Annotated in this window: 24 protein-coding genes; 10 read left to right on the top strand and 14 right to left on the bottom strand. The window is 69.0% G+C overall.

The genetic code is table 11. The annotated features are described in order from the left end of the window. Positions 1-4: 4 nt before the first annotated feature. The 5 genes from HUA78_RS24715 to HUA78_RS24695 form a co-directional block, all read right to left on the bottom strand. Positions 5-586, bottom strand: coding sequence for an HAD family hydrolase (locus tag HUA78_RS24715; RefSeq protein WP_141643149.1), 582 nt, complete (start codon positions 584-586; stop codon positions 5-7). A gap of 32 nt (positions 587-618) precedes the next feature. Further along, on the bottom strand, positions 619-1,458 hold the full coding sequence (kdsA, locus tag HUA78_RS24710) for a 3-deoxy-8-phosphooctulonate synthase (protein ID WP_141643148.1): 840 nt from the start codon (positions 1,456-1,458) through the stop codon (positions 619-621). Then, positions 1,455-3,089, bottom strand: a complete 1,635-nt coding sequence (locus tag HUA78_RS24705) for a CTP synthase (protein ID WP_141643147.1) — start codon at positions 3,087-3,089, stop codon at positions 1,455-1,457. Before HUA78_RS24705 ends, kdsA begins: the two co-directional genes overlap by 4 nt. Before the next feature lie 84 nt (positions 3,090-3,173). Further along, a complete protein-coding gene (locus HUA78_RS24700; protein ID WP_141643146.1) occupies positions 3,174-3,407 on the bottom strand; it encodes a hypothetical protein in 234 nt (77 codons plus the stop codon). A gap of 316 nt (positions 3,408-3,723) precedes the next feature. After that, the gene (locus HUA78_RS24695) at positions 3,724-5,490 is read right to left on the bottom strand and encodes an ABC transporter transmembrane domain-containing protein (protein WP_174477298.1); all 1,767 of its coding nucleotides are present in this window, start codon (positions 5,488-5,490) and stop codon (positions 3,724-3,726) included. A 94-nt stretch (positions 5,491-5,584) separates the two neighbouring features. Here HUA78_RS24695 and HUA78_RS24690 point away from each other — a divergent pair, with 94 nt between their 5' ends. Further along, positions 5,585-6,433, top strand: a complete 849-nt coding sequence (locus HUA78_RS24690; RefSeq protein WP_174477297.1) for an aldo/keto reductase — start codon at positions 5,585-5,587, stop codon at positions 6,431-6,433. Here the strand turns inward: HUA78_RS24690 and HUA78_RS24685 are convergent. Together HUA78_RS24685 and kdsB are read right to left on the bottom strand one after the other, a co-directional pair. Then, a complete protein-coding gene (locus HUA78_RS24685) occupies positions 6,426-7,319 on the bottom strand; it encodes a hypothetical protein (RefSeq protein ID WP_174477296.1) in 894 nt (297 codons plus the stop codon). The two genes, HUA78_RS24690 and HUA78_RS24685, sit on opposite strands and share 8 nt — an antisense overlap. 2 nt (positions 7,320-7,321) lie before the next feature. Then, positions 7,322-8,062 carry a 3-deoxy-manno-octulosonate cytidylyltransferase gene (kdsB, locus tag HUA78_RS24680; RefSeq protein WP_174477295.1) on the bottom strand — a complete coding sequence of 247 codons (741 nt, stop codon included), beginning with the start codon at positions 8,060-8,062 and terminating at the stop codon, positions 7,322-7,324. A gap of 105 nt (positions 8,063-8,167) precedes the next feature. On the opposite strand from kdsB, the gene wecB reads away from it, so the two are divergent. The 3 genes from wecB to HUA78_RS24665 all read left to right on the top strand — a co-directional run bounded on the left by wecB (position 8,168) and on the right by HUA78_RS24665 (position 10,767). Then, a complete protein-coding gene (gene wecB / locus HUA78_RS24675; RefSeq protein ID WP_174477294.1) occupies positions 8,168-9,298 on the top strand; it encodes a non-hydrolyzing UDP-N-acetylglucosamine 2-epimerase in 1,131 nt (376 codons plus the stop codon). A 99-nt stretch (positions 9,299-9,397) separates the two neighbouring features. Next, a complete protein-coding gene (locus HUA78_RS24670) occupies positions 9,398-10,441 on the top strand; it encodes an RluA family pseudouridine synthase (RefSeq protein WP_174477293.1) in 1,044 nt (347 codons plus the stop codon). An 89-nt stretch (positions 10,442-10,530) separates the two neighbouring features. Then, a complete protein-coding gene (locus HUA78_RS24665) occupies positions 10,531-10,767 on the top strand; it encodes a hypothetical protein (RefSeq protein ID WP_174459721.1) in 237 nt (78 codons plus the stop codon). 212 nt (positions 10,768-10,979) lie between these two features. On the opposite strand, the gene purF is transcribed toward HUA78_RS24665, so the two are convergent. Next, entirely contained in the window at positions 10,980-12,368 is a 1,389-nt protein-coding gene (gene purF / locus HUA78_RS24660; RefSeq protein ID WP_174454590.1) for an amidophosphoribosyltransferase, read from the bottom strand. 144 nt (positions 12,369-12,512) lie between these two features. On the opposite strand from purF, the gene HUA78_RS24655 reads away from it, so the two are divergent. Then, positions 12,513-13,823, top strand: a complete 1,311-nt coding sequence (locus HUA78_RS24655; protein WP_141643137.1) for a neutral/alkaline non-lysosomal ceramidase N-terminal domain-containing protein — start codon at positions 12,513-12,515, stop codon at positions 13,821-13,823. A 151-nt stretch (positions 13,824-13,974) separates the two neighbouring features. After that, positions 13,975-14,763, top strand: a complete 789-nt coding sequence (locus tag HUA78_RS24650; protein ID WP_141643136.1) for a crotonase/enoyl-CoA hydratase family protein — start codon at positions 13,975-13,977, stop codon at positions 14,761-14,763. A 21-nt stretch (positions 14,764-14,784) separates the two neighbouring features. Here HUA78_RS24650 and yhbY read toward each other — a convergent pair whose 3' ends face one another. The 3 genes from yhbY to HUA78_RS24635 all read right to left on the bottom strand — a co-directional run bounded on the left by yhbY (position 14,785) and on the right by HUA78_RS24635 (position 18,971). Beyond that, complete coding sequence (gene yhbY, locus HUA78_RS47550) at positions 14,785-15,075, bottom strand: ribosome assembly RNA-binding protein YhbY (protein ID WP_141643135.1); 291 nt, start codon at positions 15,073-15,075, stop codon at positions 14,785-14,787. Positions 15,076-15,137: 62 nt separating this feature from the next. Then, complete coding sequence (locus HUA78_RS47545) at positions 15,138-17,162, bottom strand: DnaJ domain-containing protein (RefSeq protein WP_305798537.1); 2,025 nt, start codon at positions 17,160-17,162, stop codon at positions 15,138-15,140. A 996-nt stretch (positions 17,163-18,158) separates the two neighbouring features. Then, positions 18,159-18,971, bottom strand: coding sequence for a hypothetical protein (locus HUA78_RS24635; RefSeq protein ID WP_141643133.1), 813 nt, complete (start codon positions 18,969-18,971; stop codon positions 18,159-18,161). A gap of 144 nt (positions 18,972-19,115) precedes the next feature. Between HUA78_RS24635 and HUA78_RS24630 the strand changes: the two genes are divergently transcribed. Then, a complete protein-coding gene (locus HUA78_RS24630; RefSeq protein WP_174454592.1) occupies positions 19,116-19,889 on the top strand; it encodes a TSUP family transporter in 774 nt (257 codons plus the stop codon). A 23-nt stretch (positions 19,890-19,912) separates the two neighbouring features. Here HUA78_RS24630 and HUA78_RS24625 read toward each other — a convergent pair whose 3' ends face one another. Both HUA78_RS24625 and HUA78_RS24620 read right to left on the bottom strand, forming a co-directional pair. After that, entirely contained in the window at positions 19,913-20,428 is a 516-nt protein-coding gene (locus tag HUA78_RS24625) for a YfbM family protein (RefSeq protein WP_141643131.1), read from the bottom strand. Positions 20,429-20,538: 110 nt separating this feature from the next. After that, a complete protein-coding gene (locus HUA78_RS24620; RefSeq protein WP_141643130.1) occupies positions 20,539-20,955 on the bottom strand; it encodes an EamA family transporter in 417 nt (138 codons plus the stop codon). Between the two features lie 101 nt (positions 20,956-21,056). Here HUA78_RS24620 and HUA78_RS24615 point away from each other — a divergent pair, with 101 nt between their 5' ends. After that, entirely contained in the window at positions 21,057-21,539 is a 483-nt protein-coding gene (locus tag HUA78_RS24615) for a hypothetical protein (protein WP_174454593.1), read from the top strand. A 72-nt stretch (positions 21,540-21,611) separates the two neighbouring features. Continuing rightward, the gene (locus HUA78_RS46610; protein ID WP_254623879.1) at positions 21,612-23,603 is read left to right on the top strand and encodes an MXAN_5453 family MXYO-CTERM-anchored protein; all 1,992 of its coding nucleotides are present in this window, start codon (positions 21,612-21,614) and stop codon (positions 23,601-23,603) included. Between the two features lie 77 nt (positions 23,604-23,680). Here the strand turns inward: HUA78_RS46610 and HUA78_RS24605 are convergent, their stop codons facing one another. Continuing rightward, positions 23,681-23,959, bottom strand: a complete 279-nt coding sequence (locus tag HUA78_RS24605) for a hypothetical protein (RefSeq protein ID WP_174477292.1) — start codon at positions 23,957-23,959, stop codon at positions 23,681-23,683. A gap of 270 nt (positions 23,960-24,229) precedes the next feature. Between HUA78_RS24605 and HUA78_RS24600 the strand changes: the two genes are divergently transcribed. Further along, a complete protein-coding gene (locus tag HUA78_RS24600) occupies positions 24,230-25,858 on the top strand; it encodes an LVIVD repeat-containing protein (protein WP_174477291.1) in 1,629 nt (542 codons plus the stop codon). Positions 25,859-26,147 lie beyond the last annotated feature (289 nt).

The raw sequence follows: 26,147 nt of genomic DNA, 5'->3' as shown, positions 1-26,147 counted from the left end.
TCCTTCAACCTCTCTGCGCACTGCGTCCATCAGTCCCCCTCATCAGACCCACGGCGTTCTCCCACCGTCCACTGGCCTTGAGGCACAGCTCGACGAGCTCTCGGGCGGCGCCACGGCCGCCCGGACTCTGGGTGATGAAGTGAACCTCCTGACGCACCTCGGGAACAGCATCCGCGGGACACGCGGACAAGCCCACCCTCGAAAGAGGGGCCAGGTCATTGTGGTCGTCACCCATGTAGGCACACGCCTCCAGGGGAACGGCCAGTTGCTGGAGCAGCTCGTCCAGTGCGGCACCCTTGTCGCGGCGGCCTTGAAACACAGCCGCCAGCCCGAGCTCCCTCCCGCGAGCCTCCACGATTCCTGAGGTGCGGGCGGTGAGGATGGCGGCGGGCAGGCCCGACAACCGGGCCATGACCAGGGCGTGGCCATCCTTCACATCGAAGCGCTTCATGAGCTCCCCGCCGTCGCCGTAATACAGGCCGCCGTCGGTGAGCACCCCGTCCACGTCGAAGACAAGCAGCCGCACGCGTGCCGCGCGAGACGTCAGCTCTTCCTTTCCAGGCTTGGAAGGTGCTTCCGTCGACATGACTCGCTCGGCTCCTCCCCTCGTCGTGTCCATCAACCGGGCTCGTGTCCCAACACCCGGCGGATGTTCAGCACATTTCGTACCACGTCCTCGAACATCTGTGGATTGAGGGAGCACGGACCGTCACACAGGGCACGATCAGGGTCCTCATGGACTTCCGTGAACAATGCATCAATCCCGGCCGCCGCGGCGGCATGGGCGAGCAGTGAGACGAACCTGCGCTCGCCCCCCGTCACTCCGTCGCCGGAGCTGGGCTGCTGCACGGAATGCGTGGCGTCGAAGCACACGGCCAGGCCCGCCTCGCGCATGTGGGCGAGCCCTCGCATGTCCACCACCAGGTTGTTGTAGCCGAACGTGGACCCCCGCTCCGTGACGAGCACGTTGGGGTTGCCCGACTCGAACGCCTTGCGCGCCGAGTGGACGATGTCCCTGGGGGCTACGAACTGTCCCTTCTTCAAGTTCACGCCCTTCCCCGTGCGAGCCACGGCCTCCACCAAGTCTGTCTGCCGGCACAGGAACGCCGGTATCTGGATGATATCCACAACTTCCGAGGCAGGACCTACGTGGCTGGTTTCATGGACGTCCGTGAGGACCGGGACGCCCACTTCATCCCTGATACGCGCTAGAATACGCAGCCCTTCCCGGAGGCCAGGACCTCGGAAGGACTTCCCGCTTGTCCGGTTGGCCTTGTCGTAGGAGCACTTGAACGCGTAGGGCACGCCCAGTCGGCTGGTGATGCCCTTGAGCAAGTGAGCATGTTTCAGCGCCATCTCCTCGGACTCGATGCTGTCCGGGCCGGCGATGACGAAGAGCTTCTGCCCGGGGCCGACCTTGTAACCACACAGGTTGATGGGGAGGCTGCTGGCGCTCATGCGCGCACCTGACCGGCCGTGGCGTCACGCTGCTCGAGCGCCGCCTTGATGAAGCCGGAGAAAAGGGGGTGAGGAGCAAAGGGCTTGCTCTTGAACTCGGGATGGAACTGGCAGCCGACGAAGTACGGGTGGTCCGACAATTCAATCATCTCCACGAGGTTCAGCTCCGGATTATGCCCGGAGATGACGAGTCCCGCCTCCTGAAGCCGGCCCCGGTAGGCGTTGTTCACCTCGAAGCGGTGGCGATGACGCTCCTGGATGGTGTCCTGGCCATACAGCTGGTGTGCCCGTGAGCCGGGCTTGAGCGCGCAGGCGTAGCTGCCCAGACGCATGGTGCCGCCCTTGTCCTGCACCGTGACCTGGCTCTCCATGAGCGTCACGACGGGGTGCGGGGTGTGCTCGTTGAACTCCAGGCTGTTGGCCGCGGGGAGGCCCAGCACGCTGCGGCTGAACTCCACGACGGCCATCTGCAGGCCCAGGCAGATGCCGAAGAAGGGGATTTTCTTTTCCCGCGCGTAGCGGACCGCGGCGATTTTGCCCTCGGTGCCACGCACGCCGAAGCCGCCGGGCACGAGGATGGCGTCCACGCCCGCCAGCAGCTTCTCCGGGCCTTGCGCCTCCACGTCCTGGCTGTCCACGAAGTGCAGGTTCACCTTCACGTCGTTGGCGATGCCGCCGTGCAAGAGCGCCTCGTTGAGGCTCTTGTAGCTCTCCGTCAGGTTCACGTACTTGCCGACGATGGCGACCTGGACCTGGCCGCGCGCGGGCTCGTACACCTTGCGGATGATGTTCTCCCAGCGCTCCAGGTGCGGCGCGCGGCTCCAGATGTTGAGCACCTCCGCGAGCCGGTCATCCAGACCCTGGCGGTGCAGCTCCAGCGGCAGCTCGTAGATGCTGCGCACGTCCGGCGAGGTGAACACGTTGCCCGTGTCCACGTTGCAGAACATGGCGATCTTGTCCTTGATCTCCCGAGACACCTCGCGGTCCGTGCGACACACGAGGAAGTCGGGCTGGATGCCAATCTCCCGCAGCTTCATCACCGAGTGCTGCGTGGGCTTGGTCTTCACCTCGCCCGCCGCGCCGATGTACGGCAGGAGCGTCAGGTGCACGTAGACGGCGTTCTGGCTGCCCACGTCGTAGCGCATCTGCCGGATGGCCTCGAGGAACGGCAGCGACTCGATGTCGCCCACCGTGCCACCGACCTCCACAATCACCACGTCCGCGTCCTGGGCCGCCTGACGGACGCTCGCCTTGATTTCATCGGTGATGTGCGGAATCACCTGCACCGTCTTGCCCAGGTACTCGCCGCGGCGCTCCTTCATGATGACCGCGTGGTAGATGCGGCCCGACGTGAAATTGTTGAGCCGGCTCATCCGAGCGTTGGTGAACCGCTCGTAGTGGCCCAGGTCCATGTCCGTCTCGCCACCATCCTCCGTGACGAAGACCTCGCCGTGCTGGAACGGGCTCATCGTGCCCGGGTCCACGTTGATGTACGGGTCCAGCTTGAGCAGCGTGACGGCGAGCCCACGGTTCTCGAGCAGGGCGCCGATGGATGCCGAAGCGAGGCCCTTGCCGAGGGAGCTGACCACTCCGCCCGTCACGAAAATGAACTTGGTTTTCTTGGAGCGCATATCCCGTTCTGCCAAGTAGGGCAGGGATGCGTCAATTATTCTGAGTAGGACGTGCGGCCGGTCGGCGCCCCGGCTGACACCTTCTCAGTTGCCGTCCCAACCACCCGGGCGAGACACGGCGAACTCCCGGACGTCGGGTTGTCCGACCCGGAAGGCGCGCAGATCGCAATTGCGGCAGCTCCACCCCTCCCAGCCGCGCTTGACGACCATGTGCAGGCAGGCGTCGTAGTTGGGGCAGTAGAGGTTGCGCTGCGCATCGACAGCCTCTTCGTCGCGCAGGGCGGTGGGCAGAGGGCTGGGGCACGGGGTGATGGACACGGCGAATCTCCCGGATGGGTACGAAAAGGGTCGGCCACTCCCCCCGGCGGGTCGGAACAGGTCGCTTACGACTCCATTCCCGGGAGAAAGTAAAAGACCCGTCCCCGCGCGAACGCGGAAACGGGCCCTTGAAACCTTCAGCGTCTGCCACCGCCGCGGTGACCCTCTTCAGGCCGCCGTGGCGGAGGTGGACGCCTGATTCTTGCTGTCAATCAAGGCATCACCTCCTTTCTTGAGGATGGAAGAGCTAATCACCGGCTTGATTCCGCGCCACTTTCCAGAGCGATAAGCGCGGGCTCGGGTGGTGGCCAGCCGTTCAGGCGGCGACGAACTGGCGCTCCACCAGCCGGCGGTAGAGGCCTTCCTGGCTCATGAGGCTCGCGTGGGTGCCGCTCTGGACGATGCGGCCGCCCTCCAGCACGAGCACCCGGTCCACGTTGGCCACGGTGGACAGGCGGTGGGCGATGATGAGCGTGGTGCGGCCCTTCATCAGGCGCTCCAGCGCGTCCTTCACCAGGTGTTCGCTCTCCGCATCCAGGGCGCTCGTCGCCTCGTCGAGGATCAGCAGGCGGGGGTCCTTCAGCACGGCGCGGGCGATGGCCACGCGCTGCTTCTGGCCTCCGGAGAGCTGGACGCCGCGCTCGCCCACCTGGGTGCCGTAGGCTTCCGGGAAGCGCTGGATGAAGTCGTGGGCATTGGCGGCGCGCGCGGCCTCTTCCACCTGGGCGTCGGTGGCGTCCGGCTTCGCGTAGCGGATGTTGTCCGCGATGGAGCAGGAGAACAGCTGCGGCTCCTGCGCCACCATGCCGATGTTGCGGCGCAGCCACTCCGGCTCCAGCGTGGTGAGCGCATGTCCGTCCAGGGCGACGGCGCCCCCTTGCGGGTCATAGAAGCGGGACAGCAGTGACGCGAGGGTGGACTTGCCCGCACCGGACGGGCCCACCACGGCGACGACCTCGCCGGGCCGCAGCTCCAGGTCCAGGCCCTGGAGCACTGGCACGTCGGGGCGCGTGGGGTAGGAGAAGCGCACGGCGCGGAACTCCACGTGTCCCTTCACCGAGGCCAGCCGCTCTCCGCCGGCGGGAATCGCGGGCTCGCGGTCCACCAGCTCGAAGACGCGCTCGGCGGCGCCGGTGGCACGCATGACGTCCGCCCACACCTCCGTCACGGCGCTCAGCGAGAGCGCCACCAGCGAGGTGTAGATGAGGAACGACGTGAGCGCGCCGGCGCTGAGCTCACCGTCCACCACCATCCGGCCGCCGTACCAGAGCATCGCCGCGGTGGAGCCGTACATGGCGATGGAGGCGCTGCCCATGAAGAGCGCACCCTGCCGCGCGCGCTCCTTCGCGAGCTGGAGCGCCCGGTCCACCGCCGCGCCGTAGCGTTCGACTTCATGGCTCTCCGCGGCGAAGGAGCGCACCGTGCGGATGCCGGAGAGGTCCTCCTCGGCCACCTCGCTGGAGGCCGCGAGCGCGTCCTGTGCCGCCTTGGCGAGCACGCGCACGCGACGGCCATACACCACCGCGCCAATGGCCACCGCGGGGATGAGGGCGAGCATCACCATCGTCAGGCGCGGGGACGTCAAGAAGAGCAGCACCACGCCGCCGAGCCCCTGGCAGGCGTAGCGCAGCATCATGGAGACATTGGTGGTGACGGTGCTCTGCAGGATGCTCGTGTCCGAGGCGAGCCGGCTGGTGAGCTCACCGGTGCGGCGCTCGTCGAAGAAGGCCACCTCCTGGGAGAGCAGGCTCTGGAACAGGCGCTTGCGCAGCCGCGTCACCACGCGCTCGCCCGCGTTGCTGAAGAGGTAGACGCGCAACGCCATGGCCACCGACTGCACGACGAAGACGCCGAACATCACCAGGGCGATGGTGTCGAGCCGCGAGCGATTGCGGGCGCCGAGCGCCTCGTCCACCAGGTCTCCGATGGCGCGCGGAAACACCAGCGTGGCCGCGCTGCTGACGAGCAGGAAGAACGTGCCCACGACGAGCGTGGGGACCTCCGGCTTCGCGAGGGTGAGCAGGCGGCCCAGCGTCAACCGCGAGGGGAGATGGGGCTTGGAGGCGGTCGAGGTGGGGGACACGCGCGGAGACTAGCGCGGAGCCCCTCGCTTCGCACGGTCGCGGGCTGTCGGAGCGGGTGGGAGGTGCTAATCCTTCGGGGCACGGAGGTAGGCCATGGAGCAGCGTGTTTTCGGTGGCACCGGGAAGCAGGTCCCCGTCCTCGGTCAGGGCACGTGGCAGATGGAGGAGGATGACCGCGAGGAGGCCATCCGCTCCCTGCGCGCGGGGTTGGACCTGGGGCTCACCCAAGTCGACACCGCCGAGTTGTACGGCCATGGCCGCGTGGAGGAGTCCATCGTCTCCGAGGCCATCGCCGGACGACGCGAGGGGGTCTTCCTCGTGTCGAAGGTCATGCCCTCCAATGCCACCTACGCGGGCACGCTGACCGCGTGCGAGCGGAGCCTGAAGCGACTGCGCACCGACTGGCTCGACTGCTATCTGCTGCACTGGCCCGGCTCGCACCCGCTGGCGGAGACGGTGCGCGCCTTCGAGAAGCTGGTCGCGGACGGGAAGATTCGCTCCTGGGGCGTGAGCAACTTCGCGGTGTCGGATTTGGACGAACTGCTGACGCTCACGAAGCCCGAGCGCATCGCCTGCAACCAGGTCCTCTACCACCTGGAGGAGCGGGCCATCGAACACGCCGTCCTCCCGTGGTGCGAGGAGCAGGGTGTGGCGGTGGTGGGCTACAGCCCCTTCGGCAACGGCCGCTTCCCCAAGCCCCAGAGTCCGGGAGGGCGCGTGCTGGAGGCCATCGCCCGGGCGCATGACGCCACGGCCCGGCAGGTGGCGCTCCAGTTCCTCGTGCGGCGGCCCTCGTTGTTCGCCATTCCCAAGGCGAGCCGCGTGGCCCACCTGCGCGACAACGCGGCCGCCGTGTCGCTGAAGCTCTCCTCGGACGAGCTGGCGCGCATCGACGCCGCGTTCCCCAAGGGCGCCTACAGCGACGAGCTGCCCGTCATTTGAGGCCGGAGGCGAAGGCCTTGCGGAAGGCGGACACGGTGGGCTCTCCCTCGCCCACCGTCACCGTGCCCGTCTCGCCCTCCAACGCGGCTCGCATGCCCTTGCCTCGGACGAAGCGCACCGTGGCGATGCGGCGCATCACCTCGCGTCCCTGCTCCTGCGCGAGCGCGCGCAACGCGTGGCCCGTGACATTCACCGCGGCCTCCAGCGCGCGACGTCCGGGCTCGTCATCCAACCCCACCCAGTCCACCTCGAAGCGCAGCGGCCTGCCACCCAGTGCCTTCTCGCCCGGCCAGAACTGCTCGGTGAGGGCGTGCGGCAGCTTCTCCACCAACGTCGCCACGTCCTGACGCGTGGGCGTGGGGCGCACCAGTTGCGTCAGCTCGAGCAGCTTGCTGGCCTGGCCCACCGTCACCGCGACCACCGTCGCCAGGTCCACGTACGTCACCGACTCCGAGCCGAGCAGGCCCTCCTTGCCGAGCGCCAGCAGCACCGAGTCTCGCGGCGCGTAGTCCACCACCGTGCCCGTCACGGTGTGCCCGTGGGCCAGGTGCAGCGTGACGGTGACGGTGGGGACCTCCTCGCCCGTGCGGGCTCGTATCGCGAGCGTCCCGAGTTGCTCCAGCACCCGCTCCACCTTGCGCGACACCAGTCGCTGCACGCCCTCCATCTGGTGCTCCTCGTCGTCCGCCCACTTGCGTCGGCGCGGGTCGTTCCTCGGCGTCGGTGCGGGCGCGGGCGTTGGCGCGGGCGTCGGTGCCGCCGCCGCGACGTGGGGATTCGCGGGGACTTCCTTCGCGGGCTCCGGGGGCGTGGCGGCGGGGGCCTCCGGCGTCTCGTCCTTCGCCTTGGTGTCGTTTCCGCCAAACAGGTCCTGGAAGATGCCCATGGCTACAGTCCTTTCTCGCGCATGACGGCTTCAACCTTCGCGACGTCTCCGGGGACATCCACCGCGACTGTGCGCCAGGAGACTCGGGCGCAGCGGATGGAGATGCCGTGCTCCAGCGCGCGGAGCTGCTCCAGCTTCTCCGTCTCCTCGAGCGGAGTGGGCGCCAGCTCCGCGAGCCGCAACAAGACGTCCCGCCGGTAACCATACAGGCCGATGTGGCCCCAGCGGGGGACGGGAGTCCCGGTCTCCCGTGCGTGGGGGACGAGGCTGCGGCTGAAGTAGAGCGCGTCGCCGTTGAGCGCGAGCACCGCCTTCACCACGTGCGGGCTGTCCGCTTCGTCCGCCTCCAGGGGCCTGACGAGTGTGCCCATGCACACGGTGGTGTCCGTGAAGAGTCCGGCGAGCGACTTGAGCGCCTCCGGGTCCACCAGGGGCTCGTCACCCTGGACGTTCACCCACACGTCCACGTCGGGCCGCTCGCGCGCCACCTCCGCCACCCGGTCCGTCCCCGTGGCGCAGGCGGGGCTGGTCATCACCGCGCGGCCTCCGAAGCCCTCCACGGTGGCGCGGATGCGCTCGTCGTCCGTGGCCACCCAGACCTCGTCGAAGACGCCCGCCTCCTGACAGCGGAGCCACACGTGCTCCACCATGGGCTTGCCGGCGATGAGGACGAGCGGCTTGCCGGGGAAGCGGGTGCTGGCATGACGGGCGGGGATGACGGCGATGGTGCGTGAGGAGGGCATGGCACACTCGGTCTATCAGATTCAGGACGGACGCTGGCTCCGCGGAGACGAGTCGCCCCGCAGCCACTAGGCATCCGACTCGCCGTGCCTAGCTTGGCTGGCGACATGAAGAAGGTCATCCATATCGTCGGTGCGCGGCCCAATTTCATGAAGGTCGCGCCCATCCACCGGGCCATCGCCGCGCGCACCCCGCTCCAGCAGATCCTCATCCACACGGGGCAGCACTACGACGTCAAGATGAGCGACGTCTTCTTCTCCGACCTGGGCCTGCCCGCGCCGGACGTGCACCTGGGCATCGGCTCCGGCAGCCACGCACAGCAGACGGCCCGGACGATGGTGGAGCTGGAGAAGGTCTTCCTGGAGCACAAGCCGGACCTCGTCTCCGTCGTGGGTGACGTGAACAGCACTGTCGCCGCCGCGCTCGTGTCGTCGAAGCTGGCGATTCCCCTGGCCCACGTCGAGGCCGGCCTGCGCAGCTACTCCCGGCACCAGCCGGAGGAAATCAACCGCGTCGTCACCGACCGGCTGGCCGACCTGCTCCTCACGCCCTCGCGCGACGCGGATGCCAACCTGCTCAAGGAAGGGCTGGAGCCGGACCGCATCCACTTCGTGGGCAACGTGATGATCGACTCACTGCTCGCCTCGAAGGAGCGGGCGGAGCAGCTACCCGTGCTGAAGAGCCTGGGCCTTGCGCCTCATGGCTACGCGGTGTGCACGCTCCACCGGCCGTCCAACGTGGATGACCCGCGCGTGCTCGGCGGGCTGCTGTCCGCGATTGCTCACGTGGCCTCCCGCATCCCGGTCGTCTTCCCGGTGCACCCGCGCACTCGGAAGATGATCTCCGAGCAGGGCCTGGGCTCCGCGTTCGAGCGCAATCCGAACCTGCGCCCCGTGGACCCCATGGGCTACCTGGAGTTCCTCGCGCTGACGTCGCAGGCCCGGCTCATCCTCACCGACTCGGGCGGACTCCAGGAGGAGACCACTGCGCTGGGCGTGCCGTGCCTCACCCTGCGCGAACAGACCGAGCGCCCCATCACCGTCGAGGAAGGGACCAACGAGGTGGTGGGCACCGACCCGGACCGCATCCGCGAGGCCGCCGACCGCGCGCTCAACGGGCAGGGCAAGAAGGGCCGCGTGCCGGAGTACTGGGATGGTCGCTCGGGTGAGCGCATCGCGGACCTGTTCGCGCGCTTCCTCTCCGTCGAGCAGGGCTCGCTTCGCGCTGTCTCCGCTTGATGGAGGTGACGAGGGGCCGCGACACCTGTGTGACGGTGCCTCGTGGCCGTGCTCGTTCCGACTGTGCGTGCTTCCGCTCCATGTTAGAGCTGGGAGGTCATGCGCGGCGATGAGGACGCATCGGCGGAGGTCTCCGCCTCCGAGAAGGACCCGGCCCCCGAGGGCTTCGTCGACATCCCCTTCGTCGTCGAGCCCAACTATGCGGGCTGGCGCCTGGAGGACTACCTGGGCCAGAAGCTGCGCCGAATGCCTCGGGAGCGCCTGGCCGGAATCATCCTGCGCGGTGTTCGCTGTGACGAGCAGCGGCTGAAGCCCTCCACGCCTGTGTATCCCGGCATGGCCTTCCGACTGCGCCGTCCCGGTACCGAAGAACCCGAGACGCCCACGGCGCTCCCTGTTGTCTTCCAGGATGACTGGCTGCTCGTGCTCGACAAGCCCGCGGGACTGCCCATCCATCCCACCGCGCGCTACCACAAGGGCACCCTCGTCTCCATCCTGCGCGAGCGCTTCGGTGAGCGCTTCGCCGAGCCCGCGCACCGACTGGACCGGGAGACCAGCGGGCTCGTCGTCTGCGGACGCACCACCGAGTCCTGCCGGATGCTGGGACGACTCTTCGTCTCGCGCGACGTGCACAAGGAGTACCTCGCCGTCTGCGAGGGCCATCCCTCCGAGGACTCCTTCGTTGTCGACGCGCCCATCGCCGAGGGCACCGAACTCATCCGCATCGCCGTGCGCATCGACCCCGTGGAGGGCAAGCCGAGCCGCACCCGGTTCCAGGTGCTCCAGCGCTTCACTCGCGATGGCGCCCCCTTCGCGCTGCTGCGCTGCTTTCCGGAGACAGGTCGTCAGCATCAGATTCGCATCCACCTGCACGTCGCGGGCTTCCCGCTGGTGGGCGACAAGATGTACGGGCCGGACCCCGGCTATTTTGATCGCTTCAGCAAGCACAGCCTGGAGCCCGAGGCGTGGACCCGGCTGCGGCTGCCACGACATGCGCTGCATGCCGCGCGCATCGTCTTCCCGCATCCTGGCACCGGTGTGGAAGTTGCCTTCGAGGCTCCGCTTCCCTCCGACCTCACGGACTTCATCGCGGGGGCTTCGCTGCCGCCCGCGCCTCCCGTGAAGAGCGGCGGGAAGGTTTAGCCGGGGCCCCGCAACTTCCGGGCGGCTCCTGGGTTCCAGAGGGAAACACCCTCCTCGCGTCACTGACGCGTCCTCCTCGGGAGCCTTTCATGCGCCGCACCGTCCTCGCCGCCACTGTCGCCTTCTTCCTCGGCGGTTTCGTCAACCAGGCCCAGGCGGAGCGTCAGCCGCGCATGCGTGACGCCTTGGTGCATCTGGAGAAGGCGCTCTCCACCCTGAAGAACGCGTCCCCCGACAAGGGCGGCCACCGCGTGAAGGCCATCGGCCTCACCGAGCAGGCGCTCGGCGAGGTTCGCGAGGGCATCCAGTTCGACAACCGCCACTGACGCGCGAAGGGAGTGAGGCGCCTGCCCAGAGGTCTGTGCGCGGCGCCTCGCTGGCGTGGCGTCTCGACTGACGCCCGGAGTGACCACGGCCCTGGTCCATGGGCGAGGGGCCTCGCTGAAGCGAGGTCTCGACCGCCACCTGGAACGAGCAAGGCCCCCGACCCGAAGAGAGGGCAGGGGGCCTTGTGCTGGTACGTCCCGTCAACGCCCGGTCAGGCGGTGAGCTTGTTCGCTTCCGGCGCGGAGGGTGACAGCTCTCCGATGAGATACTCGCCCGAGAAACACGCCGTGCAGAAGCTGCCTCGGCTGGGGTCTCCCACCGCCGTGCCCAGCCCCTCCAGCGAGATGTAGCCCAGCGTGTCCGCCGTGACGTACTTCGCGATTTCGTCCGTGCTGTGGGTCGCCGCGATGAGCTCCTGACGGCTCGGCGTGTCGATGCCGTAGAAGCAGGGCCACTTCGTCGGCGGCGAGGAGATGCGCAGATGCACCTCCAGCGCTCCCGCGGCCTTGATCATCTTCACGATTTTGCGGCTCGTGGTGCCCCGGACGATGGAGTCGTCCACCACCACCACGCGCTTGCCCTTGAGCACGTGCCGCACCGCCGACAGCTTCAGCTTCACGCCGAAGTGACGGATGGACTGCTGCGGCTCGATGAACGTGCGGCCCACGTAGTGGCTGCGGATGAGGCCCACGTCATACGGAATCCCGCTCTGCTGCGAGAAGCCGATGGCCGCCGCCACGCCCGAGTCCGGCACCGCGATGACCAGGTCCGCGTCGGGCGCCGGCTGCTCGCGCGCCAGCTGCATGCCCATCTGCTTGCGCACCTCGTACACGCTGTTGCCGAACAACACCGAGTCCGGACGCGCGAAGTACACCTGCTCGAAGATGCAGCGCCCCAGGCGCGGAGGCTCCGCGAAGGGCCTGCTGGTGCGCAGCACGCCGTTCTCGATGACCAGCAGCTCGCCCGGCTCCAGCTCGCGCACCACATCCGCTTCGATGAGGTCCAACGCGGTCGTCTCGCTGGCGACCACGTACGCGCCTTCCTTCATCCGCCCCAACACCAGCGGCCGGATGCCCAGCGGGTCCCTCACCGCGACCAGCTTGTTCTGCGTGAGCACCAGCAGGCTGTAGGCGCCTTCCACCTTGCGCAGCGCTTCCACGAGCTTCTGCTCGAAGCTCACCTGCTTGGAGCGCGCCAGGAGGTGCATGATGACCTCCGTGTCCGCGTCCGACTGGAAGATGGCTCCGTCGGCCTCCAGCTTCTCCTTCAGCGCTCCCGCGTTCACCAGGTTGCCATTGTGCGCGACGGCGACCTGTCCTCCCGCGTACGCCACGAAGAGCGGCTGAGCGTTCTTGAGCTGGCTGCCACCGGCCGTCGAGTACCGCACGTGTCCGATGGCCGACTGGCCAGGCAGGCCGGCGAGCACCGGCGCGTCGAAAATATCAGCCACCAACCCCATCTGACGGTGCGCCCGAAGACCGTGGCCGTCGGAGGCGACGATGCCAGCGGACTCCTGACCGCGGTGCTGCAGGGCGTGCAGCCCCAGGTACGTCAGGTTAGAGGCCTCGGCGTGTCCCGTGATTCCGAAGATGCCGCACATGGCGCGGTGCCTTACTCCTTTCGGGCGATGAGCGGAACAGGAACGCACGCCCCTCTGGTGGGTATTCCACCCGCCACCGGAGTCGGCCCATGTGGGCACACGAGCCTCGCGGTACGAGCACCGTCCCGTTAGTCTCGCCACCGCATGGCTTCCCCGCGACGAGCCTCCTGGCGTTCCCTGTTTCCCCTGGTCCTGCTCACCGTGGGTGCCGCTTATTCATTGGGTTCATGGAACTGGTGTGGCACCTGGGCGGAGCGCGCGCCCGTGCTGCTGTCTCAGGTGAAAACAGAAGGTGCGTTGCGCGCGGGCGCGGCGAAGGTGCCGCTCGTGCCGCCGTTTCCGGTGGTGGTCGCGGGGTACTCGCCTCCGCGTCCGGATGCGAGCCAGTCCGACCCGCCGCTCCATGCTCGCGCGGTGGTGCTGGAGTCGGGGAACACGCGGGTGGGGTTGGTGTCGCTCGAGTTGCTGCTCGTCACGGATGCGGTGACCGCCAAGGTGCGCGAGCGAGCGCTCGCCGCCGGATTGCAGGACGTGCTGGTGCTGGCCACGCACACGCACTCCTCGCTGGGAGGTTATGACAGCCGCCTGGTGTCACAGCTCGTCGGGACGGGGCGCTACCGGGAGGACTCGCTGGAGGCCGTCGTCGCCGCCGCGAGCGCCGCGCTGCAACAGGCCGCCGCCGCGCTCACCGACGTGACGCTGGAGCTGGGCGAGGCGAAGGAGCCCTCCTTCGTCTACACGCGCAGCGGTGGCACCGCGCCGGATGGCTCCTTGACTCGCGCGGTGCTGCGCGGCGCCTCGGCCCCGGTGGCGGAGCTGCTCTTCTTCGCCGCGCATCCCGCGATGGTGCCCCGGCAGCGCGCGTACGTGGACCCGGACTACCCGGGGCGACTCAGCTCGCTGCGCGAGTCCGAGGGCAGCGGCGTGACGCTGCTGTTGCAAGGCGCGGTCGGCAACGCCTCGGTGGCCTTCTCCGAAGGGCAGGGGCTGGAGCGTGTGTCCGCCTTTGCTCGGGCCTTGTCCGACCTCGCGGGCAAGGTGCCCATGGCTTCCGTGGGGCCTTCGGTCCGGCTGTCATTGGTGCGCGCGGAGGCGGTGATGCCTCGGCCGGATGCGTCGCGGCTGGTGCCGTCATTCACTCGCGCCGCGGGTGACAACCTGCTGTGCGGTTCCTCCGAGCGCGTGGCGGAAGTGGCGGCGTTGGTGCTGGGGCCGCTGGAGCTGGTGACGGTGCCGGGTGAGCCCACCGTCGACGCGGGCGCGGTGCTGGTGGGACGCACCGGGGCCTCGGGGGTGCTGGGGCTCGCGGGTGGATACGTGGGCTATGTGGAGACGCCGGAGTTGGTGCGCGTGAGCGGCGGTGAGTCGCGACGGCAGTACTTCGGTCCCTCGCTGCTGGAGCGACTGGGCGAAGCGGCGGAGCTTGCCGCCAGCACCGCGGGCTTCACGCGCTGATGTCGCCCGCGGTGGCTGGATGCGCGGGCCTCGTCGGCGGCCTGTCGGGACGGTCCTGAACGTCCTTTGCTGGACGGCGGGGCGAGCGTGATGGCGTCGCCAGGGCCGCATGGCGGAAACTGGCGCTCCCTTCTTCACCGTGGAGCGCCCCATGAGCCCATCGGATCCTCGCATCACCCTGGAAGTGCGCGGTCACCTCGCCCTCATCGGCATCCACCGGCCGGAGAAGCGCAATGCGTTCGACGTCGGCATGTTGCGGGGACTGTCGTCCGCGGTGACCGAGGCGGACCGTCATCCGGACGTGCGGTGCATGGTCATCTTCGCGGTGGGCGACCACTTCTCCGCGGGCCTGGACCTGGCGAGCGTCGCGCCCGCCCTCTCCAGTGGCGAGCCGCTCTACTCCGAGGGCGCCATCGACCCGTGGGGCATCCAGGGAGCGCTGAGGACCAAGCCGCTCATCGTCGCCGTCCAGGGCCTGTGCCTCACGCTGTCCATCGAACTCATCCTCGCGGCGGACATCGCGGTGGCCTCCGAGGACGCACGCTTCGGACAGATTGAAATCAAGCGCGGCATCTTCCCGTTCGGCGGCGCCACCCTGCGCTTCCCGCAGCGGGCGGGATGGGGCAATGCCATGCGCTGGCTGCTCACGGGCGACGAGTTCGACGCGCGCGAGGCCTACCGGATGGGACTGGTGCAGGAAGTCGTCGAGCGCGGCCGTCACCTGGAGCGCGCGCTGGCCCTGGCGGAGACGGTGTCGAAGCAGGCGCCGCTGGGGGTCCAGGCGACGCTCGCGTCCGCGCGACAGGCGGTGCACGAGGGGCCCGAGGCGGCGGCGCGCGCGCTGCTGCCCCAACTGCTGCGGCTGGCGGGAACGGAGGACGCCGCCGAGGGCGTCCAGTCCTTCCTTGAGCGCCGCGAGGCCCGCTTCACCGGCAAGTGAGGCGGCCCCGGGCGCGGTCCGTCAGAACTTCTCGAACTTGGAGTCCTCTTTGCGCTTCTTGAAGAACAGGGCGGTGCGGCCCAGGAGCTGGGCCTGGTCGGCGCCCGTGCCCTCGGCGATGCGCGCGGAGGCTTCCTGGCGCGTCTCCGGACCGTCGTTGATCTTCACCTTGATGAGCTCGTGGTCATGCAGCGCCTGCTCGACGGCGGCGATGACGCCCTCGGTGACGCCGGATTGACCGACGATGACCACCGGCTCCAGGTGGTGTCCGAGCGCGCGCAGATGGCGGCGTTGCTTCCCGGTGAGCGGCACGTTGCTATCTCCTTCGACTCGTCCGGCGGGGCCCCAGGCCCCTCCCGGACGGGGGGCGCACCCTACTTCTTCTGGGCCGCCATGCGAATCTCCCGCTGCGCGTCGATGTGGTCTGGCTGAAGCTCCACTGTCCGCTTGAAGTGCTTGAGCGAGCCCGGAACGTCCCCCGACAGCTTCGCAATCACCCCGAGGAAGTAGTGCGCGGGCGCACAGCGCTCATTGCGCTTGATGGCGTTCTGGATTTCCCGGAACGCCTCCGGCTGCGCCGCCTTCTTGTCCGCCGCCGTGAAGAACCGCGCATAGCCCCGCCACGCGTAGAACTCGGCCTCCTCCGCGTTGAGCTGGATGGCCTCGTTCAACATCTTCACGGCCTCGGGGAACTTGCGCGCCTTCACGAGAATGCACGCCTTCTGGAAGAGCTCTTCGGCCTGCAGGATGGCGTTGATGTCGACTTCCGCTCCCGCGCCGCCGCTCTTGACCTCCTCCAGATAGGACGCACGGCTCTTGTCGTCGGACAGCATCCGGTAGGCATCGCCGATGTAGGCGAACACCTCGGCCTTGAGCTTCTCCAGCTCCGGAGGCGCGCCCTGCGGCAGCGTGTCCGGGTGGTAGAGCTTGGCGAGCCGGAAGTAGGCGACCTTCACGGCACTCGAGTCCGCCTGCTCCGAGAGCCCCAGCCGCTGGAAGTGGTTCTGCTGCTTGAGCGCCATGACGAGCTGGCGCAGCGACGGAATCTCGTCCGAGCCCGGGGCATTGGCGGTGACGGTGGGCGGCGCCGGACGGGCCGTGCCTGGGCCCGCCGTGGGCGCCGCTGAACCGACGACCGGAGGACCCGCGGGACGGGGCGCGGCTCCTGGGGGATTGCCGGGACGCGCGGCCCCGGCGGCGGCGGTGCCCACGCCGGGAGGATTGCCGGGACGGGCGGCTCCGGCCGGGGCTGCTCCAACGCCTGGAGGATTGCCGGGGCGAGCGGCTCCAGCCGGGGCTGCTCCAACGCCTGGAGGATTGCCGGGACGGGCGGCTCCAGCAGGGGCGGTGCCCACGCCGGGAGGATTGCCGGGGCGAGCGGCTCCGGCCGGGGCCGCTCCAACGCCGGGAGGATTGCCAGGAGTCGCCGCTCCCGAAGGGGCGGTGCCGACGCCGGGAGGATTGCCAGGGCGGGCTGCTCCAGTCGGGGCCGCTCCAACACCTGGAGGGTTTCCGGGACGAGGCGCCTGGGCCGTGGGTGCGGGACCGGTCGGGGCGGCCTGTGGACTCGCGGCAGCAGGACCGGGGTGCGCCCCGGCTCCTGGCTGCGGGGCCACGGCGGCGAAGGACACGGCGTCCAGCTCTCGCAGCAGGAACGCGAGGCGCAGCAGGTGGTCGGCGTCCTGCGGGAAGTCGGTGAGGAGCTGGTTCACCGAGCGCACGCCGTCGATGACGGTGAGGGCCCGGACTTCATGCGGGGTGAGGCGCAGCTCGCTCGCGGCGACCATGCCCCCCGACTTCATGATGGGCAGTTGGAGCACCGGCATGAGCCGGCGCTTGAGCTCCGTGGACGGCATGCGGCGCACGGTGTCGCTGAGCACGGCCCACCGGTTGCCGAGCGGCATGGCCTTGTTGCCAGCCAGCTCGCGGACCTCGAAGGTGAACGTGCCCGCCTCGGTGCGCAGGGCCTTGAACAGGATGCTGGCGGCGCGCTGCGCCAGGATGGCGAAGGCGCTGGCGGGTTGCAGCAGTCCCAGACCAAAGAGCGCGGCGAGCAGGTCTCCACCGAAGCGGTCCTTCGCGGACTCGGCCTGCTGGAGCTGCTCGGGCGTGAGCAGTCGCCCACCCATCAGCGACGTGCCCAGCGCATCCTCGGGATGGGTCGAGTCGACGAACTCCGGGTTGCCCTTGCGGAAGTGAATCAGGGCGACGCGGTCCGAGAGCGTCAGCGTGAGCAAGCCCGTCTGCTCCGCCATGGCGACGCGCCCGTAGAGGTTCAGCGGCGAGGTCTGCTCGAGCTGTCCCTGGGCTGGCACCGCGTAGGGTGCGGCCTCCGTTGCAACGGCCGCGACGGGGCGCGCGCCAGCAGCGGGAACTCCTGCCTGCGGAGCGGCTCCCATGGGAGCCTGCTGCGCTCCGGGAGTCGCGGAGGCCTGCTGCGCTGGTGCCACGGGGCGTGCGCCCGTCGCGGGCACGCCTGCATGCGGAGCGACTCCGGGCGCTTGCGGTGCACCGGCGGGACGGGTGCCCGCGGTGGGAACTCCCGCCTGCGGAGCGACTCCGGGCGCTTGCGGTACTCCAGGCGCAGTGGCCATGGGAGGCCGCCCGGGGGCCGTTGCGACGCCGGGCGGGACTCCCGGGGCAGGACGCGCGGCGACGTTCGGCGCTCCGGGAGCGGCGGTACCCGGAACTCCGGGGCGTGCTCCCTGTGGCGCGCCAACGCCCGGGTTGCCTGGGGCGCGAGGATCTCCAGGCCGTGTTCCGGGCCCTGCCATCGGAGCTGACCCAGGCGTGCTTCTGGCGACCGCACCGGGTCCCGCCATATGCGCGGTGCCCGGACCGGCCATCGGCATTCCGCCAGGATTCGCACCCGGGCCCGCCATCGGCATTCCGCCAGGATTCGCACCCGGGCCCGCCATCGGCATTCCACCGGGATTCGCACCAGGGCCGGCCATGTGCGCGGTGCCCGGACCGGCCATCGGCATTCCACTGGGATTCGCACCCGGACCGGCCATGGGCATTCCACCGGGGTTCGCACCGGGGCTTGCCATGGGCGCGCTTGGCGCCTGCTGGGGCGCGTCGGGCGCTCCGTCACCCCAGAGCTCCCGGGGGAAGGTGTCGCGGGCTTCGGGGAATCGCCAGGGGAAGGCGAAGTTGCGCCCGTCCTCGGAGACCTGGAGCTTCCCCTTGATGGAGCCGCTGTCGATGAGCAGCTCGATGGTCGGCAGGGTGAGGGGCCCCCACAAGGTGCCCCTGTCGTTGCGAACCCAATATTGACGGACGTCACCCTCCGCCATGTGCGGTTCTACTCCGTTCGAGCTGCGAGAAGATGGAACCCTACCGCTCTCCCCGGAAGGGTCAAAGCAGACGACGGGGCAGAGTGCTCATACAGGGCGTCAGGGCGTGGCGCCGTCGAGGGTGGCCAGCCCCAGCACGGACAGGCACGCCGCGTCCGCCTGCTGCTCGGCCGGGGGGTCGAAGCAGAACACCTCACTGTCGAAGACCTTGCACAGCCCCGCCGGCGTGGACGCACAGGCCGACTTCGAGAACGCGGTGGTGCACCCGTAGCCACACACCGGCCCGGACTCGCTGTTGCGGCACTCGGGCGCGGGCAAGGTGCGCTTCCAGGCGCAGAGCGCGGCCGGAGACGGGTCGAAGCAGGTGATGCGACCACTCGCCATCTTGCACACCCCCGCGGGCGTCTTGTTGCAACGCACCCCCTCCGGGACGTTCAGACAGTTGTAGCCGCACGTCAGCTCCACGCTGTTGCTGCGGCAGTCCGCGCGGGGCGTGTCCTTGCCGTAGACGGCGAAGACGATGGCCGGCGGGTCGAAGCACTCCACCTCGCCGCTGCGACCTCGGCACACCCCGGCCGGAGACTTCGCGCACTTCACCCGACCCGGCTGCGTCGCGCAGTTGTAGCCACACGCCACCACGCCATCGATGGCCTTGCACTCGGGGTCCGGCAGCGAGGCGCCGTACGCCTTCACCACGTAGGCCGGCGGGTCGAAGCACACCGCCTGGCCGTCCACCACCTGACAGCGCCCCTGCGGCGTCTGCGCACACCGGGCCCGGTTCGAGTCCGACTTGCACCCATAACCACAGGCCACCTGGCTGTTCATGGAGCGGCAGGAGGGGGCGTTGGGGTCCTGCGACGGCGGTGCCGAGGCCAGCGTGAGCGCCAGCAAGGTGACGAGGGAGGCGAGCATGGTGACCTCGGAAGCAGGGGAGTGTCGCGGAGGCATTGACGCCCAAGGCGCGCGGTGACGCAAGAAGCGGGCGGGCGCGACGGCGCTTCGGGCGCGTGGTACCCAGGCGCCGTTCGAGCCGAGGGAGACACCCAGGTGGATTTCATGGTGGACGTCAGTGCGCAGCAACTCCTCCTGCTGTGCGTCGCCGCGCTGGTCGCGGGCCTGGTGGACGCCATCGCGGGAGGTGGCGGGCTCATCACCCTGCCCGCGCTCCTGACGGTGGGGTTGCCGCCCCACGTGGCGCTGGGCACCAACAAGGGGCAGTCCGTCTTCGGCTCGTTCGCCGCGCTGGTCCGCTTCTCGCGCTCGGGGCTGGTGGACTGGAGGCTGGCGCGCGTGACGTTCCCCTTCGGCCTGGGAGGTGCGTTCGCCGGCGCCGCGCTGGTGCTGTTGGTGAAGCCAGAGGTGCTCAAGCCGCTGGTGCTCGTGCTGCTCATCGCGGTGGCCGTGTTCCTCGCGTTCCGGCGGACGCCTGCCTCCGGGGCCAGGACGGAGCCCTCACCCCGGCCGCGCGCGCTCGCCATCGGTTCGCTCATCGCGCTGGCCGTCGGCACCTACGACGGGTTCTTCGGTCCGGGGACGGGCACCTTCCTCATCGTCGGCTTCAACACGCTGCTGGGCCACGGACTGGCCCGCGCCTCCGCCGACGCGAAGGTGGTGAACTTCGCGTCCAACCTGGCGTCCATGGCCCTCTTCGCCCTCAATGGCGTGGTGCTCTGGAAGGTGGCGTTGCCCATGGCCGCCGCGCAGTTCACCGGCGCGTGGCTGGGCGCGCACCTGGCGGTGAAGGGCGGCGACACGCTGGTGCGCAAGGTGGTGCTCGCCGTGGTGCTGGCGCTGGTGCTGAAGCTGGGGCGCGACGTGGTGATGGGCTGAAGTGGGGCTCGCCCCCGATGGCTTCAGCCGATGTGCACCAGCAGCGCGTCCCCGCGCTTGCCCATCTGGGCCATGAACTTCTGGAGCTCGTCGAAGTAGGAGACCATCTCCTCCAGCGGGTCCGAGTCGTCGGGCGGCTCTTCCCACGTGCCGGGGTAGATGTCCTGGGCCTGCATCTCCACCGCGTCGTAGCGGCGGCGCAGCGTGTTCTCGGACACCTCGCGCAGCGCGGAGGCGAGCACCTTCACCTGCTCGGGCGAGAAGACGCGCGCGGTGCCTTCATCCGAGGGGATGTCGCCCACGTCCACGCCGCCGCGCACCAGGAAGTCCAGTGGCGCGCTGCCCTCCCAGGGCGTCCCGGTGAGCAGGTACTGGAGGCCGTGCCAGGCCTCGCCGATGTCCAGTTCCAGGAATGCTCCGCCCTTCGGGTCTCCGAAGTCCTCCTCGTCGTCGAGGAAGTCGTCCAGGCGCTTGGGGGCCTGAAGCAAGGCGTCGCGCTGCGCCTCCGTGACGCTGCGCAAGGTGCAGAGCATCTCCATGCGGGGGACCTCGTGTGCCGCGGAAGCGGGGGGAATCGTGAGCGGCGAGGGACCCTACCAGTCCCGGGTGATGTCGCGGAATTTCGATGCGGGGCCGGGTGCTCCATCGTTCAGCGGAGGGTCAGCAGGGCGCCCGCCACCATCAGCGCCACGCCCGCCCCCAGCTTCCACGAGAGCGGCTCGTGCAGGAGGACGACGGCGAGGAGCACGGTCAGCGGCAGGCTGAGCTTGTCGAGCGGCGCCACGCGCGAGGCCGGCCCGAGCTGGAGGGCGCGGAAGTAGGCCAGCCACGACAGGCCGGTGGCGATGCCCGACAGCGCGAGGAACAGCAGCGTCTTGCGGCTCAAGGACGGCAGGGCGGCGTGTTCTCCCCGGGCCAGGGAGATGCCCCAGGCGAAGACGAGGACGACGCAGGTGCGCAGGGCCGTGGCGAGTGTGGAGGGAACACCCTCGACGCCGACCTTCGCCAGCACGGCGGTGAGCGCCGCGAAGAGGGCGGAGAGCAAGGCATAGACCCACCACGACATGAAGACCTCCCGACCGCGAGCGCACTCTGGAACCGCGATGTTAGTCTTTCGAGCGTCGACCGCCGCGCTCTCGCAATGGTGGTCCCAGGAGAGACCACCGGATGGCACCAGGGGGTCGATGGACTGTCGCCATCGCGGGAGTCGTGCTGTCGCTCTCGCTCGCGGCGTACCTGCGGCGTGAGCTGAGTCCTCCGACGCCGCACCGCGTGGTGGAGAAGGCATCGCCGCCCGTGGAGCCGCCTTCCGACAAGGCGCTTCCCCCGCCTCCGCCGCCCAGGCCGGAGGAGCTGGGGCGCGTTCATTTCCGGGCCCTGAAGAGATGGAGTGGGCATCCGCTGCGAGGCGTGACGGTGGGCATCATGCGGGAGACGAGGCCCCGCGTCGTGCATCCGGAGCAACTGCGGACGGACGCGAACGGCATGGCCGAGTTTGTCGCTGTCCCCTCGGGGCGGTTGACCGTCTGTGCTCGCGGGGCGGGCTACATGGAGTCCTGTTTGACGAGCTCGCTCGCGGCGGGCGGTCTGCTCACCATCGACTTGAGCATGTCGGAGGAACCGGCGAGCGCCCCACTCGCAGTCCCATGAGCCCGGCCCCTGAGTGGTAGCCTTCGCGCCCTACAGGCAGCGGGGGTTCCACCCATGTGTGACGTGACGTGGATGCGACGAGCACGGACGTTGCTGCGCCAGGCCGCGGTGTCGTTGGGGATGGGAGTGCTGACGCTGGCTCCCAGTGCGCGAGGGGAGTTGCCCGAGCACTACACGCTCCAGCTTCAGGCTCGCACCAACATGTTGGGCAATGCATCGGGTGCCTACAACCTGAAGCCGGGCAATCTGCTCGCGGGGAGTCTTCAGGTCCCGGTGGTCTCGGATGGGAGGGTGGCGTTCCGGTTGTCGATTACTCCCGAGGGGCCCAACGCCATCTGGTGGGGAAGCGACGCCGCGGGCCATCACCGTTATCTGTTGCCGGACCTGGGCGAGGATGCGCGCGCGAGCGACCCGGGGTTCAACTCGGCGGGGCTTGTCGCGTTCGCCGTCACGGGGGCCAGTGCCGTCACGAGCAATGGCATCTATCTGCTGCGCACCGAGGCGCCGAACGACGTGCGCATCATCCGCGAGCCGCTCGGGGCGTCGGACTGGTCCAGCCTTGCGCTCAATGATTCGGGGCAGCTCGGGTTCCGAGCCAACTTCAACTTCGTCGGCCGTGGCTACGTGGTGCTGACGCCGCAGGGGGCGGGTTGGACGACGACGTATCTGGCGAAGGAGAAGACGCTCGACGACACGAGTCCCTACGAGTTCCTCTACTCGCCAGCGTTCAACGACCTGGGACAGATGGCGGGCGTGGGAGACGTGGCGCCTGGAGGGTCGGAGTACTACCAGGAGTTGCGAGTCTTCAGCGCGGATGGCACGTCCCGGCTCATCGCGCAGTCGCGGGGCCGGGATGCGGGCTCGCCCATCTACCGGTTTGCTTCGGTGCAACCCGCGTTCGACAACCTGGGGCGTGTCGCCTTCATCGCGACGGCGAGGGTTGGGGCGGGACCGAACCTCACGACTGTTTTTCTGTGGGATGGCGCGGAGCTGCGGGTGGTGGCGCAGAACGGGCAGGGAGGCATCAAGGAGGTGGAGTTCTTCCCTCCGGACATGAACGACGAGGGGCTCATCGTCTTTCGCGCCATCGACAGCAACAGTCGGCGCGCGGTGTGGGTGAGCGATGGGCGAACGCTCAAGCGGGTGGTGTCGGAGCACGACATCGTCGATTCGGACCAGGGGCCGGCGCGTGTCGACCAGGAGACGCCGAACAACCCGGTGTTCGCGGGAAGCGTGAGCATCAGTCCGAGAGGAGATGTGTCCGTCGTCGCGGGGTTGGCGCCACCGGAGAATGACCAGGAGGAGTGGGGCACCGCCATCTTCGTGGCACAGGCGTACTTCGCGCCGCCCGCGGATGGTGGCGTGGATGCGGGACCTGGCGAAGAACCGGACGCCGGCTGCGACGGAGGCGAATGCCCCGGCGAGGGAGACAGCGGAACTCCAAGCTGCGACGGAGGCGAATGTCCCGGCGAGGGAGACAGTGGCACTCCAAGCTGTGACGGCGGTGAGTGTCCTGGCGAGGGAGACAGTGGCACTCCACGCTGCGACGGCGGTGAGTGTCCTGGCGAGGGAGACGGTGGCACTCCACGCTGCGACGGCGGCGAGTGCCCCGGAGAGGGAGACAGCGGAACTCCAAGCTGTGACGGAGGTGAGTGCCCCGGCGCGGAAGACAGCGGAACTCCAAGCTGCGACGGAGGTGAGTGTCCCAGTGAGGGAGACAGTGGCACTCCGAGCTGCGACGGCGGTGAGTGTCCCGGCCAAGAAGACAGTGGCACTCCGAGCTGCGACGGCGGTGAGTGCCCCGGCGAGGGAGACAGCGGAACTCCAAGCTGTGACGGAGGTGAGTGCCCCGGCCAAGAAGACAGCGGAACCCCACGCTGTGACGGGGGCAGGTGTCCGAGTGGTCCGGACGGCGGAGCCGTGGACGCGGGCGGGGCGGGGCCCAGGCCCGACAGCGGAGGCTGCGGTTGCCAGTCGACGCCTTCCTCCGCGCTCCTGCCGTGGATGTTCCTCGGCCTGGCCTGGTTCGGAGCGCGCCGTCGAAGAGGTCCGCGCGGTCACTGAGACGCTGGGCCTCTTCTGAGGTCATGACGCCACGCCCGGGTGGGCAGCTCACCTCACCCGGGCGGCGGTGCTCCGACTCAGCAGGGCAGCCAGGGGCCGACGCCGCGGTTGCATGAGTCGTAACAGATGGAGATGGCCGCGGCGCACTGCTCGCTCGTCGCCTGACACTGCACCTCGCACCAGGAGCTGGCCTGGTAGCACTCGTCCGCGCAGGACATCTGGGCCTGGGTGGAGGCCTCGCTGTCGGTCGTCTCCGGGCTCACGGGCTCGACCTCGGGAGCGCCCACGCCACAGGCCAGAAGGGCCATCCCAGACAACGAGGCCAGGACGAACGAGCGGATGCGGCGAGCATTCATGGACAGCTCCTTGCTGTGAAAGGGGATCACGGGCTCAGCGTAGCCCGACGTCTCGGTGTGTCGCAGGAGTACCCAGACTGCTCTTGTCTCAACGGAGTTCTGGGACTGAGGCTGCAATTCCAGGACCGGAAGACGTCTCCTCGGCTGTGGCTCGAGCCCAGGTCGGGAGATGGGCTTCATCTGACAAGCATTGGCCCGGCGCCTCCGAGTGGGGCGACCGTGAATGACACAGGCTTTCGTACCCCGACAGTCCCCTCACCGAGGTGTCTCATGACGTCGTTGGTTCGCGCCCGTGTCTGGTTGTTGTCGTGTCTGCTGGGAGGGAGCGTCCTGTCCGCCTGTGACGACACTCCGAAGGGGACCCCCGATGCCGGAGTGGAACCCGGCGCCTGGGATGGAGGCGCCACGCCGCTGGAAGAGCATGGCAACTGGTCGGACCGGGGGCCGTACGCGCCCTGTGCCTTGCGTGAGCACGGGACTCCCCTCCGGTGCGACAGCTTGGGGCTCGGGAGCTTCGACCTGACGGCTTGTGACTCGGACGCGCTGTCGCTCGTGCCTCAGGAGGGCATCTACCAGGCGGGGCAGCGCTACGAGTCGCGACTGGCGGATGGTGGGACGCAGGTGATGTTCGGCGTCGGCATCGGCTTCAAGCTGGACGGCGCGGGTGGCGGCACGCTGGCTTCGAGGCCGCTCATCACCCGGCAGACCGAGGGCGGCACCTTCTTCATCACCTCGGGCTCGCGAACGGGCACCGCGGTGTCGCGCCTGTATGCCGGTTGCCAGCGGCCCACGCCCGAGACCCTCACCGGATGCTACGTGACGTGCAACCTCGCGGGGACGGTGAGCCAGAGCGGTACCTTCGAGGCCCATCGCATGACCTGGCCCGTGGGTGAGCCGGAGTCCTCGGGAGGCCTGACGCTCGTCTCGGAGTCGCGCGTGCTGCTCGGCCGGCCGGTGGACATCTACGTCACCAGGAACCACGCCTATGTCGTCTCCGTGTCCGACTCCCTCACCGAACAGCCCGGTGGGCTCACCGTCTTCGACGTGACTGACAAGGCGCACCCGGTCCTCAAGACGTCCATCAGCCTGCCCGGAGACAACTACTGGAACGGCGTCTGGTCGAAGGGAGATGCGCTGTACATCGCCAGCGATGTCGCGGGCGTCATCGTCTATGACATCTCCAAGCCCGCGGAGCCGGTCTTCGTGCGGGGCCTGTGGGCGGGTGACTATGGCGTCCACACCGTGCTGGTCGAGGGCGAGCGGCTGTACGCCACGTCCAACGAGGGCCGGACGGAAATCTACGACCTCACCCAGCCTTTGGAGCCGGTGCTGTTGCAGAGCATCTCCCTGTCGGAGGAACTCTCCGCGGGCGGCCCCCACGACACCTTCGTGTACGAGGGGCGGCTCTACATCAGCAACGCGCAGGGGGGCTACTCCATCATGGACATCACCCGGCTCGACGACGTGAAACACCTGGGTCAGTACAGCTACCCGGATGTGTATTCCCACCACAGCGCGGTGGGCACGTTCGCGGGTCGCACCATCGCCTTCGAGGGAGGAGAGTTCGCAGGCTCCCACCTGCGTGTGCTCGATGTCACAGACCCCGCCCACATCATCAAGATTGGTGAGCACCGCCTGCGGCCCGTGTCCTCCATCCACAACATGATTCTGAAAGGCACGCGCCTGTATATCGCCTGGTATCAGGAGGGCGTGCGCGTGCTGGACGTGGCCAATCCCACCCAGCCTCGGCAGGTGGCGCACTACAACGTCTTCCGAGAGGAGGATGCGACGCGCACGGACAGCATCTTCCAGGGTGCTTTCGGCATCCGCCTTCCGGGAGATGGCTTCATCTACGTCGTCGAGTCCGCGCGCGGACTGCTCATCTTCAACGAACTCTGAGCCGCGGTGCTCCACGACGTCCCGGCGAACGAATGAAGCGCGTCGCGCATGACGCGCTGAACCGGCGCGCGCATCGACTCGCGGGCGCGCCGAGGGACCTGGGAGGATGCGACGCCGGTCGCCGTGGGGTTGCGGCGGGGCATCGAGGCGATTGTGGCGCAGGTGGTGCGCTGCAATCTCGGCGCGACGTGTGTGCCCATCGACCTGCGGCATCCGCCGGAGCGCATCGGCTCCGTGCTGACGGACTTGGCGCGGAGGTGCTGCTCACCGGGACGCTGGCGGATGAGGC

The sequence above is a fragment of the Myxococcus sp. CA033 genome (assembly GCF_013336625.1).
GTDB lineage: Bacteria > Myxococcota > Myxococcia > Myxococcales > Myxococcaceae > Myxococcus > Myxococcus llanfairpwllgwyngyllgogerychwyrndrobwllllantysiliogogogochensis.
Note: the sequence above shows the minus strand (reverse complement) of the source record. Positions and strands in the feature narration are given on the sequence as shown.